Annotated in this window: 10 protein-coding genes; 3 read left to right on the top strand and 7 right to left on the bottom strand. The window is 70.0% G+C overall.

Translation table 11 applies throughout. The features are described 5' to 3' along the window. The first annotated feature begins 4 nt into the window (after window positions 1–4). Window positions 5–184: a hypothetical protein gene (locus tag HUG10_RS13250; RefSeq protein WP_179170030.1), complete on the top strand. Its 180-nt coding sequence runs from the start codon at window positions 5–7 to the stop codon at window positions 182–184. Window positions 185–262: 78 nt separating this feature from the next. Here the strand turns inward: HUG10_RS13250 and HUG10_RS13245 are convergent, their stop codons facing one another. The 4 genes from HUG10_RS13245 to HUG10_RS13230 all read right to left on the bottom strand — a co-directional run bounded on the left by HUG10_RS13245 (window position 263) and on the right by HUG10_RS13230 (window position 6,759). After that, window positions 263–856, bottom strand: a complete 594-nt coding sequence (locus tag HUG10_RS13245) for a diacylglycerol/polyprenol kinase family protein (RefSeq protein ID WP_179170029.1) — start codon at window positions 854–856, stop codon at window positions 263–265. A gap of 18 nt (window positions 857–874) precedes the next feature. Further along, window positions 875–2,671 (bottom strand): glycine--tRNA ligase, encoded by a 1,797-nt coding sequence (glyS, locus tag HUG10_RS13240; RefSeq protein ID WP_179170028.1) that lies wholly within the window; start codon window positions 2,669–2,671, stop codon window positions 875–877. After that, complete coding sequence (locus tag HUG10_RS13235) at window positions 2,671–3,528, bottom strand: CBS domain-containing protein (protein ID WP_179170027.1); 858 nt, start codon at window positions 3,526–3,528, stop codon at window positions 2,671–2,673. Before HUG10_RS13235 ends, glyS begins: the two co-directional genes overlap by 1 nt. Window positions 3,529–3,939: 411 nt before the next feature. Continuing rightward, window positions 3,940–6,759 (bottom strand): S8 family serine peptidase, encoded by a 2,820-nt coding sequence (locus tag HUG10_RS13230; RefSeq protein WP_179170026.1) that lies wholly within the window; start codon window positions 6,757–6,759, stop codon window positions 3,940–3,942. A 151-nt stretch (window positions 6,760–6,910) separates the two neighbouring features. On the opposite strand from HUG10_RS13230, the gene HUG10_RS13225 reads away from it, so the two are divergent. Next, window positions 6,911–7,054, top strand: a complete 144-nt coding sequence (locus HUG10_RS13225; protein ID WP_179170025.1) for a DUF7556 family protein — start codon at window positions 6,911–6,913, stop codon at window positions 7,052–7,054. Between the two features lies 1 nt (window position 7,055). Here the strand turns inward: HUG10_RS13225 and HUG10_RS13220 are convergent, their stop codons facing one another. Together HUG10_RS13220 and HUG10_RS13215 are read right to left on the bottom strand one after the other, a co-directional pair. Next, window positions 7,056–7,307 carry a hypothetical protein gene (locus HUG10_RS13220; RefSeq protein ID WP_179170024.1) on the bottom strand — a complete coding sequence of 84 codons (252 nt, stop codon included), beginning with the start codon at window positions 7,305–7,307 and terminating at the stop codon, window positions 7,056–7,058. 75 nt (window positions 7,308–7,382) lie between these two features. Further along, window positions 7,383–9,116: a methyl-accepting chemotaxis protein gene (locus HUG10_RS13215; RefSeq protein ID WP_179170023.1), complete on the bottom strand. Its 1,734-nt coding sequence runs from the start codon at window positions 9,114–9,116 to the stop codon at window positions 7,383–7,385. A 111-nt stretch (window positions 9,117–9,227) separates the two neighbouring features. Here HUG10_RS13215 and HUG10_RS13210 point away from each other — a divergent pair, with 111 nt between their 5' ends. Continuing rightward, window positions 9,228–10,961, top strand: coding sequence for an excinuclease ABC subunit C (locus HUG10_RS13210; protein ID WP_179170022.1), 1,734 nt, complete (start codon window positions 9,228–9,230; stop codon window positions 10,959–10,961). Between the two features lie 153 nt (window positions 10,962–11,114). Here HUG10_RS13210 and upp read toward each other — a convergent pair whose 3' ends face one another. Further along, complete coding sequence (gene upp / locus HUG10_RS13205) at window positions 11,115–11,792, bottom strand: uracil phosphoribosyltransferase (protein ID WP_179170021.1); 678 nt, start codon at window positions 11,790–11,792, stop codon at window positions 11,115–11,117. Window positions 11,793–11,964: the final 172 nt, after the last annotated feature.

Genomic DNA, 11,964 nt, shown 5'->3' with positions numbered 1-11,964 from the left:
GGGAATGGGGCTCTTCAGAAAACTCGGGAAGGAGGTCGAGCAGTTCAAGCGGACCGCGACCGAGGCGGCCGCCGAGGACGGCGCGTATCGCTGCGAGGCCTGTGAAGCCGAGTTCGCCGCCGAGTACGACCAGTGTCCCGAATGCGGGGCCGAGACCGTCGTCCCGACGACGGTCGAGGAGTGAGTACCGCAGCGGGACCCCTTCGTTTCCCCTCGAAACACGGCCCGTAACCGCGATTTTGAGGGTCCGCGTGAAGCGGGGTCAGACCGCGAGGAGCAGGAACACGACGGTCATCGCGAGGCCGGCGACCGGCGGGATGGTGAGGTTGTCGTCGATGACGTAGCCGCGGATGACCGGCTTCAGGCCGTCGGCGACGGTGGCGCCGAGCGCGCCCGCGGCCGCCGCGGCGACGCCCGCGAGGAGCTGCCCGGCGGCGGTGGTGAACGGCACCGCGAGCGCGAAGCAGACGAGGAACATGACGCCGAGCACGCCCAACTCCTTCGCCGTCGTCGCGTCGTTCGAACCAAGGTAGCCCGAGACGGGGTCGCCGATGGAGAGCATCAACATCGCGGGGACGGCGACGCGCGGCTCGAACGCGAACGCCGCGATCGCCATCCCGACCATGTACAGCGCGTAGCCGGCGACGTTGTTCGCCTCGTACTCGCGGGTCAGCCGGTCGTACACCGCGTGGTCGAGCCCGACGACGAGCCGGAGGAACTCCAGGACGAACGCGACGACCGTACAGGCGACGAGGAACAGCTGGAGCCCCCGCCAGGTCAGCAGGTCGAGGACGTACAGCAGCGGGATCCCCGTCCCCGAGGCGTGGACGGCCCTGCGGCCCAGTTCGCTCGTCATGGCAACCCCCCAGTCATCCTACGCGGTCTCGACGTCCGTCTCGACTGTCCCGTGCGCCGACTCGAGGTCGGCGAACGTGCGCTCCGCCTCGGCGTCGAGCAGCGCGGCCAGTTCGGCCGCCACCTCGGCGACGGGTACGCGCACCTGTACCGCAGAGTCCCGTTCACGGAGCGTCACCGTGTCCGGGCCGTCGCCCTCGACGCCGTCCCGGTCGACGGTGACGCAGAACGGCGTGCCGACCTCGTCCTGCCGGCGGTAGCGCCGGCCGATCGAGCCCGACTCGTCGTGCTCGACCGCCAGCCCGGCGGCCCTGAGGTCGCGGGTGACCTCGTCCGCCAGGTCGAGCAAGCGCTCGTCGTTCGAGACGAGCGGGAAGACGGCGGCGTCGGTCGGCGCGAGTTCGGGGTCGAGCGCGAGGTACGTCCGCTCCTCGCCGTCGACGGTGTCCTCGCGGTAGGCGTGCTCGACGAGCGTGTAGAGGACCCGGTCCACGCCGAACGACGGCTCGACGACGTGGGGTGTGACGTGTTCGCCGTTCTCGGTCACCTCCTCGACCGAGAAGTTCGCCACGTCGGTCGGGACGGCGGCTTCGTCGCCGTCGACCTCGACGGTGACCTCCTCGCCCGCGAACGCGTCCGGGTCGCGCTCGGCGAGCCGTTCGAGCGCCTCGGCCACGTCGCCGGCCCGGCCGCCGAACTCGGGGCCCAGCGTCGCCATGTCCGGGTCGACGGTCGCGCGCTCGACGATCCGCGGCTCGTCGTACTGCCTGAACACGGTGAACGACTCGCCGGAGTGCTCGGCGTGTTTCGTGAGGTCGTAGTCGCCCCGGTAGGCGAAGCCCGTGATCTCGATCCAGTCGCCCGAGACCTCCGACTCGGCGTCCCAGCAGTCGGCCGCGTAGTGGGCGAGTTCGCCGGGGAGGTGCTGGCGGAATCGGAAGCGGTCCATGTCGACGCCGACGCGCTCGTACCAGCCCTGCGCGACGCCGAGGTAGTAGCCGACCCAGTCGGAGCCGACGACGCCCTCCTCGACCGCCTCGCCGACGGTCGTCTCGTACGACTCGCCGTCCTCCGAATCCTGTTCGGTCGCGGGGTAGAGCGTCACCTCGACGTCGGCGACCTCCTCCAGCGGCGGCTCGTCCGTCTCGGGGTCGATGAACGTCTCGAGTTCGGCCTGCGTGAACTCCCGGACGCGGATGATGCCGCGGCGGGGGCTGATCTCGTTCCGGTAGGCCGGGCCGATCTGGGTGACGCCGAACGGGAGGCGGTTCCGCGCGTACTCCTTCAGCCGGGGGAACTCCACGAAGATGCCCTGCGCGGTCTCGGGGCGGAGGTAGCCGGGCTGGCCCGAGCCGGGGCCGATGCTCGTCTCGAACATGAGGTTGAAGTCCTCGACCGGCTCGTCGGCGAGCGCCGCGCCGCAGTTCGGGCACTCGATGCCGTGCTCGGCGATGAGTTCGCCGACGCGCTCCGGGCCGAGCGCCTCGGCGTCCTCGATGTCGGTCGCGCCCTCGACGAGGTGGTCCGCGCGGTGGGAGACGCCACACTCGGGGCACTCGACGAGCATGTCGTCGAAGCCGTCGAGGTGGCCCGACGCCTCGAAGACGGCCTCGGGCATCACGGTCGGCGCCTCGATCTCGAAGTTGCCCTGCTTCACCGTGAAGCGGTCGCGCCAGGTCGATTCGAGGTTGTCCTTCAGCGCGGCGCCCTTCGGGCCGTAGGTGTAGAAGCCCGCGACGCCGCCGTAGGCGCCGTTCGAGCCGAAGAAGAAGCCGCGCCGCTTGGCGAGCTCGATGACGTCCTGCTGGCGTGCCATCAGAGCGCCTCCAGCAGGTGGACGTCCCGCACGATGCCGACGAGGTCGCCGCCGTTCACGAGCGGGAGCTGTTCGATGTCGTTCGAGATCATCTCCTGGGCGGCCTCCTGGACCGACCGCTTGCGCGAGACCGTGAGCACGTCCTCGGTCCGGAACTCGGAGACCGGCTCCGCGGGGATCTCGACGTTCCGGGTGGGGATGTAGGCGCTGCCGACCGCCTTGATGCCCTCCCACTTCCAGTCGTCGTCCTCGTCGGCGATGGAGTCGCCGGTGTCGTCGGCGCCCTCGACGACGCGGGCGACCTCGAGGATGTCGACCTCGGTGAGCATGCCGTCCATGTCGCCCTCGTCGTCGAGCGTGACGGCGTACGGGACGTTCGCGAAGTAGAGCTCCCGCTCGGAGACGGGGAGCGGCGTCCCCGAGTACACGGTGTTCACGTCCGCGCCGGCGACGTCGCCGCAGATCGCGTCCGTCTCGGCGTCGCCGTGGGCGATGGCGTGGACCACGTCGGTGACGGTGACGATGCCGGCCAGCGCGTCGCCGTCGTTCTCCTCGACCACCGGCAGCCGGCGGATGGCGGAGCCGACCATCAACTGAGCGGCGTCCCGGAGGAACGTGTCCGGTGTCACGGTCGGGACCTCGCGCATGAGAATCGCGAGCTGGTCCTCGTCGGGGCGCTCGATCAGGTCGTCGCGCGAGACGAGTCCGCGGTACTCCTCGCCGGCGTCCGTCTCCTTCACGACGGGCACGGAGGAGAACCGGTGTTCCTGCAGGTACTCCAGCGCGTCGTCACGCGTGCCCGGAAGCGAGACGGTGACCAACTCCGCCCGCGGCGTCATCGCGTCGGCTACCTTCATGTCACGGGTGTACCGCGCCGTGCCTCTTGTATACTGCGAAGGTGTGTTTCGCGTTGGTACGGTGTTCGTGGAGGTGAGTGGGAGCGTCTGCTTTTCTCGTAGTTATCCATCGTGGACCGACACGGTCACCGGGAACACCCCTATCCTCACCCTCCCCAACCGCCTGCGCTCCTCGCTCCTTTCAGTCGCTGTGGTGCTCAGCCCTCGCGCGACTGTGGCCGCGCAGAAGGCGCGGCCAGCCGCGCGCCAAGCAGCCGATTCACCTATCGACGCGCATGGAATCGTAGCCTTGTCGCTCACCGAACGGGCGATCGGATGGGACGTTCGAGGTGGTCCCGCGCCCATTCGACCGATCCGGGCGTTCGATTCACGTGCCCGCGAAAACGGATGCCCCGAACGTGCCAGTAGCGACTACTCGCCCTCGGTTCCCACGGTCCCGGCGGTGCCCGACACGCCAGTCCAACCGTCGCCGGCATCAACCTGCACCGGCCCGAACAGGTGCTCCTGCGGGAGTTCGAGCAGGTCGGTCGGCGCCGTCACCTCGTAGGAGAACGTCACCTTCTCGCCCGCCGCGACCTCGCCGAGTTCCACCGTCGTGACGCCGTCGACGTCCAGCGGATCGGTGAGCAGGTCGTCGACGAGGCTCCAGCCGTCCGGGACGACGTCCCGCACGACCGCGTCCTCGTCGGCCTCGACCGTCACCTCGACGGTGTGGGTCGCGCCGGCGCCGAGCAAGCCGTCGTCGTCCGACTCTCCGTTTCCGTTACCCCGGCTCCCGCGGGCGCGGATTCCGGGCGTCTCGTCCACGGTGAGATCGAACGCGGCCCGAACGTCGTCGCCGTTGACCGCGCCGGGGACGTTCACGAGCTTCGCGACGACGAGGTACGTCGAACTGCCGCCGCCGCGCTCCTCGCTGGCGGAGACCGACGCCGACCCGGCCACGCCGGCCGCGCGGTCGACGACGTTCGGCTCGCCGTGCGCTGCGGGGTCGCCGCCGTCGTAGACGAACAGGTCCACGTGGGGCGGCGCGGTCGCCTTCGCCGCGTCGTCGCCCTCGTAGCCGGTGAACTCCACGCTCGCCTCGAGTTTGCCGACGCCGAGTTCGACGTAGCCCGCGACCGCGCGCTCGTCGTGCGGGAGGTCGAGTCCGAGCGTCTCGCCCGTCGTGCCCGACAGCTCCCGGGTGACGGCGTCGACGGCGGCGCCGGCGTTCAGTCGGCCGTACCCCTCGAACGGATCCCGGCCGCCGAAGTCGTACGTCGGGGCCTTCGCCCGGTGGTGCGGCGCGGCCGCGAGCGCCGTCTCGCTCGCCGTCGCGAGGAGGACGCCCTTCAGTCGCATCGCGTCGTCGAACGTCGCGTCGGCGGGCGCGGGCAGCGACAGCGCCTCGGGGCCGTCCTCCTCCATCGCCTGGGCGACCAGCCCGGTCGCCCCGGTCGTGAACGGCGTCGCCATCGACGTGCCGGCCTTCCCGGTGTAGTCGCGGATCGGCGCCTGCTCGGACTCGGGCGCGTCCGCGACGCCGTTCATCGCGGCGTTCACCGGGTCGGTCACGGTGCCGCCCGGCGCGGCGACGTCTGGCTTCATGTACGTTCCGTAATCGTCCTCGTCGACGCCGCCGATGCCGCCCGAGGAGTAGCCCGAGATGCCGTCGAGCGGGCCGGTCGCGACGACGCTCACCGCCTCGTCGGCTACGGCGGGCGAGCCGTTGCCGTTGAGCGGCGTCGCGGCGTTGCCGGCGGCCGCGAGCGTCAGGATTCCCTCCTCGGTGATCTCCTTGACGACGCCGGGGATGCGGTCGAGGGTGCCGGCGGCGGCGCCGAGCGGGAGGCCGCCCACGTAGCCCCACGACATGTTGACCGCACGGAGTTCGAACGTCTCGGCGAACTGTCCCGCGTAGCGCCCCAGGTCCTCGGTCGGCCCGGAGAGGCCCTGGAGGCAGATCAGGCTGTGGTCCGGCGCGACGCCGGTGTGGAGGCCGTCGCCACCCGTCTCCCGATCGCCGGCGGTCGACTCGGGGTCGCGGAAGGTGCCGACGGCGATCGCCTCGACGTACGCCGACGCGTCCAGTTCACCCGCCGCCGTCCGCACGGTCACTGTGTACGTCCCGGCCTCGACGGCGGGCGCCTCGACGACGACGTTCGCGCCGGGGTCGCCGTCCGTATCGACGGTCGACGAGTCGAGTTCCTCGCCGTCCGGACCTTCGAGGAACAGCTCGACCGCGACGCCGTAGGCCGACCCGAACACGCCCGTCCCGGCGTCCGCCTCGACCTCGTAGCTGAGTGCCGACCCGGTGATGGTGTCGAGCGTGACACCGGGCTCCTCGACCGTCACGACCTCGTCGTCGACGACGCTCGCCCGGCCGCTGCCGCCCATGATGGACGAGCAGTGGGTGCCGTGGCCGTTCTCGTCGCGCGGGCGGTCGTAGCTCCCGTACTGCGAACCGGCGTCGTACCAGCCGACAGTCTTGGGCGTCGTAGCGGTCGCGCCGCCGTCCACGTCCGCGAACACCACGTCGCTGTCGTACGTCGTCCTGGTCCCCTCGACGGCGTGGTAGCCCCCCGCGATCTCGTACTCGGTGGTCGTGTTGAGGTACGCCTCGACGGCGAACCGGTACTCACGGCCCGCCTCGACAGGGACGCCGGCGAGCGTCTCCGGCTGGCTCCCCGTCGCGGCGCGAGTTTCGGTCTCCCACGCGTCGCCCGTCCACGCGTCGAGCCGGAACTCCAGGTCGTTCTCCGCGACCGGCCCCCACGAGAGCGTCGCGTCGAGTTCCTCGGCCCCGGCGGGGACGGTGAACTCGTGGTACGTCTCCTCGCCCGTCGCGAACGTCCCCGGGCCCATCGTCCCGGCGAACGACTCGCCGTCTCCGGTGTCGACGCGGGTGAGGTCGTTCTCCGCCGGCCGGGTGAGCTTCAGTTCGCCGCCCTCGACGAACGCGGTGACGCCGTTCCACGGCCCGAGGTCCGGGTGGCGGGAGTCCAGCCCGGAGTCGGTGAGCCCGATCGCTCGGTCCCTTCGCCCGCGGTAGCCCCGGTCCCACACCCGCTGGGCCTCGATGGCGCGCCAGTTCCGGAACCGACCGACCGCCTCGCCGTCCGCGGCTGCCGCCATTCGAACCCCCACGCCGCCGAGCAGCCCGGCGCCCGCGAGCGCACCGCTGGCTCGGACGAACGTGCGCCTCGACACGTCGGTCTCCGTTCCGTCGTCCCCCATGTCGTGTGAAGACATGCCCCACCCCTCGGAGCACGGAAAGTAAAATCCATCGGATAACTCCGAAAAAGTTAGTAAGAACGTCAGGGGAATACCATGACAGCCGCCGACCCCGCCGCGATGATGCAGATTCGATTGATTTATACGTCCCTGAAAGAGAGTCACATCCATGACACGGGGTCGCACGGAGTCAGAGGTGATGGCGTCGGTCGACGAGAACAGTTCCGAGTTCGTCATCGCCGACATCGCACGGGAGGACGCGTGGCTCTCCGTCGAGGAGCGAGACGCGCCGGTGCTCGAACAGTGGTGCTAGCTTAGACCTCGTCGTCGGGGTCGTGCCGGTCGGCCATCCGGCGCGCCTCGGCAGCGTAGCGGTCCGCGGTGCCGTCGTCCTCGACCCCTTCGAGTTCCGACTCCGGTCGGTCGACGGCCGCCGTGGCCGGGTTCCGACCGAGCAGTTCCACTGACGCCTGCCGTCGGTAGTACCGCTCGCCGTCCTCGGTCGCGTACGTCAACGAGACCGTCTGTCTGGTGTCGTACTCCCGCTCTACGAGCCACAGTTGCATACGTCGGGCTACGGTCGGTGGGGGTGAAAAGGGACCGTTCGATCGGTGATCGGTCGCTCCCGTCGCGTCGCCCGATCAGGGGAACTGAAAGCCGCCGAGGTTCTCGTCGGCATGGTCCGCGTCGACCCACTCCGCGTCCACAGGCTCCGCGTCAGCGTCGATCGCGGCGTCCTCCACCGTCACGCCGCCGTCCGTGCGGAACTCCACGGAGGCCGCGTCGCGGCCGCCGTCCGTCGCGGCCCCCTGTCCCTTCAGCTCGCGGACCCGTTCGGACAGATCCTCGATGGCGTCCGTCTGCTGGTCGGTCGCGGCCACGATGCGGTCGGCCGCGGTCTCCGTCTCGGTCGAGCGCTCGCGCACGTCCTCGATGGTCGCGGTCAGCTCCTCGACCGTCGTCGCCTGGTCGTCGGTCGCGCGGGAGACCTCGGCGATGCCGTCCGCCGCCTGGTCGATGGACGAGGCGATGTCGTCGAACGCCTCCAGCACGTCGTCGATCTGATCGGCCGCGTGGTCGATCTGCTGGTGGGACTGCTCCGCGGCCACCACGGTCGAGTCGGTCTGGCTCTGGAGCTGTTCGATGCTGCCCGTGATCTGCTCGGTGTGCTGGCGGGTCTCGTCGGCGAGCGTCTTGACCTCCTCGGCGACGACCGCGAAGCCGTCGCCGTCCTTGCCGGCCCGCGCGGCCTCGATGTTCGCGTTCAGCGCGAGCAGGTTCGTCTGCTCCGCGACGTCGGAGATGACCTCCACGACGGACTCGATGTCGTCCATCCGGTCGCCGAGGCTCGTGACCGAGTCGACCAGTTCCTCGCCGATGTCGGTGACGTCGTCGGTCGCCTCCCTGGCGTCCTCGGATGCGTCGAGCCCCTCGCTCGCGGCCTCGCGCGCCTGCTCGGCCGCGGTGTCGACCTCCTCCGCCGTGGCGGCGACCTCCTCCATCGACGCGGAGAACGTCTGCATCTCGCTCACACCTTCGGTGAGTAGTTCGTTCTGCTCGGCGACGTTCCGGGCGATGTCCTCGGCCGCGTCGACCGCCTCCTCGACCGACTCCTCCAGGTGGCCGGTCTGCTCGTCGACGCCGACGGCGGTCGACTCGAACGACTCGGCCATCTCGTTCAGTTCGCCGACGACCCCGAGCAGGCGGTCGTCGAGGCAGTCCTCCTCGTCGACGTAGTCCGCCCTGGCGTCGAGGTGCCCGGCGACGAGCTGCTCGATCGTCCGCTGGAGTTCGTCGACCAGCGCCTCGACGGCCTTCTGTCGACGCACCTGCTCGGTCTGGTCGCGGACCGTCTCGACGACGGCGACGAGTTCGTCGCCCTCGTACAGCGGCATCGCCGTGAAGTAGATGTGCCGCTCCCGGCCGTGCTGGTCCGTCATCACGCTCGTGTCGGCGTACAGCGAGAGTTCCTCGTCCTCCAGGTCGACGTCGTACTCCTCGTGGACGGAACGGGGCGTCTCGAGCACCTTGTCGGCGAGCGTCTGCGCCCGGCGGCCGTCCGGGTAGAACATCTCGCTCGCGTGCGGGTGGCCGATGGCCTCCTCGCTGGTGGCGCCCGTCAGGTTCTCGATCCCCCGGTTCCAGGCGGCGATCCGCCCGTCTGCGTCCAGCATGAACACCGCGGATCCGACCCCGTCGAGCAGCATGTCGTCGTCGACGTTCAGTTCGGCCTCGTCGGTCAGTTCGGTTTCGTCCTCCTCCGAATTAAGCGCAGGGTCCCCATCGGCCCCCGATTCGACGGCGACACCTCCGTCCGGTATGGGGTCGCTCTCGGCACCGAACCAGCGCCGAACGCGACTGAGTAGCGACGTCATAGCCCCAGAGGCTCGCTAATACCCCGTTAACGTTGTCCTCAAAAATTCACAGTTGATACTGCAAGATGGTGACGCGTCACCCTCAAGCGGCCGGAGCGCCGAATGCGGACGATGGATGCGAGCGAGGTCCGTGAACGGGCCGAGACCCTCCCCCGAGAGCCCGGCGTGTACCAGTTCCACGAGGGCGAGACCGTCCTCTACGTGGGGAAAGCGGTGGACATCCGCGACCGGGTTCGGTCGTACGCCGACCCCCGTTCGGCCCGCGTCCGGCGGATGGTCCAACGCGCCGACGCGCTGGAGTTCGCGGTCACCGACACCGAGACGCAGGCGTTGCTGCTCGAGGCGAACCTCATCAAGCGGCACAACCCGCGGTTCAACGTCCGACTCAAGGACGACAAGTCCTACCCCCTCGTCCAGTTGACCGACCACCCGATCCCGCGGATCGAGGTGACGCGCGACCCCGAGGAGGGCGCGACGGTCTTCGGGCCGTTCACCGACAAGGGACGCGTCGACACGGTCGTCAAGGCGCTCCGGGAGACGTACGGCGTCCGCGGTTGCTCGGATCACAAGTACGCCGGCAGGGACCGTCCCTGCCTCGACTACGAGATGGGGCTGTGTACGGCGCCCTGCACGGGGCAGATCGCCGAGGGCGACTATCGACAGGACGTGGAGTCGGTCGTGCGGTTCTTCGAGGGCGAGACCGGCGTGCTCGGGGACCCGCTCGCCCGGGCGATGGACGAGGCGGCGGCGGCCCAGGAGTACGAGCGGGCTGCCAACCTCCGCGACAGACTCGACGCCGTCGAGTCGTTCCACGGCGAGGGGGAGGAGGCCGTCTCGGGGCGGTCGGACGAACGCGACGTCGACGTGCTCGGCGCGGCGCTCGAGGGCGACGCGGCGACGGTCGCTCGCCTCCACAGCGAGCGCGGACAACTCGTCGACCGGACGCGACACTCGCTGGAGGCACCCGAGGGGGAGGACCGGGTAGCCGAGGTGCTCGCGGCGTTCCTGGTCCAGTACTACGCCGAACGCGAACTCCCGGACGCCGTCCTGCTGTCGGAGCGGCCGGCCGACGACGACGTGCTCGACTGGCTCGCCGCCGAGGGCGTGTCGGTTCGCGTGCCCGGGACGGGGAGGGAGGCGAAGCTGGTGGAACTGGCGCTCAAGAACGCCCGCAGCGCGCCGACGCGGACCGACGGCGTCGCGGCGGTCGGGGAGCGACTGGGGATCTCCAGGCCCGACCGCATCGAGGGGTTCGACGTGAGCCACGGCCAGGGGAAGCACGTCGTCGGGTCGAACGTCTGCTTCGTCGACGGGTCGGCGGAGAAGTCCGACTACCGCCGGAAGAAGCTCACCACGCGCAACGACGACTACGCGAACATGCGCGAACTAGTCCGCTGGCGGGCGGAGCGAGCCGTCGACGGGTACGACGACCGCCCCGACCCGGACCTGCTGCTCATCGACGGCGGCGACGGGCAGCTCGGTGCCGCCCGCGACGCGCTCCGGGAGGTCGGCTGGGACGTACCCGTCGTTGCGCTCGCCAAGGACAGGGAGCTGGTGATCACACCCGACGGCGTGCTGGACTGGCCCGACGACGACCCGGCGCTCCACGTCGTCCAGCGCGTGCGCGACGAGGCGCACCGCTTCGCGGTCCAGTACCACCAGACGCTCCGCGACGACGTCTCGACGGTGCTCGACGAGGTGCCCGGGATCGGCCCGCAGACCAGACAGCGCCTCCTCCGGCGGTTCGGCTCGGTCGAGAACGTCCGCGGGGCGAGCGTGGACGACCTCCGGGACGTCCCGGGCGTGGGGGCGAAGACGGCGGAAGCGCTCCGCTCGCGGCTGTAGGCTGACAGGCGGTCCCCGGCGCTCCGATCGTGTCGCGACGAGGTGGACCGCGCACCCGCGAACTCGTCGCGACCGAACTCAGGTCACGGGGCGACTGGTCCCGTCTTCACGGAAAAGGTCGTGGGACGATGGAAGCGGGGATCCCGTGTTCGGTTACTTGGTTCGGAACGCGCGGTCTCCGGCGTCGCCGAGGCCGGGGACGATGAACCCCTCCTCGTTGAGGTGGTCGTCGATGGAGACCGTGAGGAGGTCGGCCTCCGGGAACTGGTCGCCGACGCGGACCAGCCCGTCGGGGGCGGAGACGGCGGAGAGGACGAACAGGTGCTCGGGCTCGGGACCCTGGTCGAGAACGTGCTCCAGCACGGCACACATCGTCGACCCGGTCGCGAGCATCGGGTCGGCGACGATGACGGTGTCGGTCTCCGTGATCTCGGGGAGCTTCGTGTAGTCGATACTGATGGGGAAGGTGCCGTTCTCGCCCATGCCGGCCTCCTCGTCCCGGCCGGCGGAGATGACGCCCTGCTTGGCGCGGGGGAACGCCTTCAGTAGCCCCTCGACGAACGGCGTCGCGGCGCGCAGGACGTTCACGATGACCACGTCGTCGAGCCGCTTCACCCGCTCGCCGGTCGTCTCGGCCAGCGGGGTCCGGATCGAGACGAACTCCGTCTCCATCGCGCCGTCGATGATCTCGTAGCCGCAGATGCGGCCGAGTTTCACGAGCCCCTTGCGGAACCCGACCTGAGACGTTTCGACGTCGCGGAGTCGCGAGAGAGTGTCCTTGGCGAGCGCGTGGGTGATGAGATGCGCGTCGCCCCGTTCCTCGATTGGCATACACGAGAGGCGAACGGGAGAGGCCATAAACCCCGGCGGAACCGCCGCTCCAGGGGTGTGCGTCTCGCTCCCGGTCGGCAGCGTGCCGTCTCCCCACCGAACGGTTCGACGATCGTCGTCTTTCGATACGACGCCTGATACCCGAAATCACGGCTTTCGAAACGTTTACCCG

The organism is Halorarum halophilum (genome assembly GCF_013401515.1).
Classification (GTDB): Archaea; Halobacteriota; Halobacteria; order Halobacteriales; family Haloferacaceae; genus Halorarum; species Halorarum halophilum.
The sequence above is the reverse complement of the archived record's forward strand: the minus strand, read 5'-3'. Positions and strand labels throughout refer to the sequence as shown.

Coding starts and splice junctions, on each gene's coding strand:
- HUG10_RS13220 (WP_179170024.1), bottom strand. CDS start 7,307: ATGCAACTGTGGCTCGTAGAGCGGGAGTACGACACCAGACAGACGGTC.
- HUG10_RS13250 (WP_179170030.1), top strand. CDS start 5: ATGGGGCTCTTCAGAAAACTCGGGAAGGAGGTCGAGCAGTTCAAGCGG.
- HUG10_RS13245 (WP_179170029.1), bottom strand. CDS start 856: ATGACGAGCGAACTGGGCCGCAGGGCCGTCCACGCCTCGGGGACGGGG.
- HUG10_RS13235 (WP_179170027.1), bottom strand. CDS start 3,528: ATGAAGGTAGCCGACGCGATGACGCCGCGGGCGGAGTTGGTCACCGTC.
- upp (WP_179170021.1), bottom strand. CDS start 11,792: ATGCCAATCGAGGAACGGGGCGACGCGCATCTCATCACCCACGCGCTC.
- HUG10_RS13215 (WP_179170023.1), bottom strand. CDS start 9,116: ATGACGTCGCTACTCAGTCGCGTTCGGCGCTGGTTCGGTGCCGAGAGC.
- HUG10_RS13210 (WP_179170022.1), top strand. CDS start 9,228: ATGGATGCGAGCGAGGTCCGTGAACGGGCCGAGACCCTCCCCCGAGAG.
- HUG10_RS13225 (WP_179170025.1), top strand. CDS start 6,911: ATGACACGGGGTCGCACGGAGTCAGAGGTGATGGCGTCGGTCGACGAG.
- glyS (WP_179170028.1), bottom strand. CDS start 2,671: ATGGCACGCCAGCAGGACGTCATCGAGCTCGCCAAGCGGCGCGGCTTC.
- HUG10_RS13230 (WP_179170026.1), bottom strand. CDS start 6,759: ATGTCTTCACACGACATGGGGGACGACGGAACGGAGACCGACGTGTCG.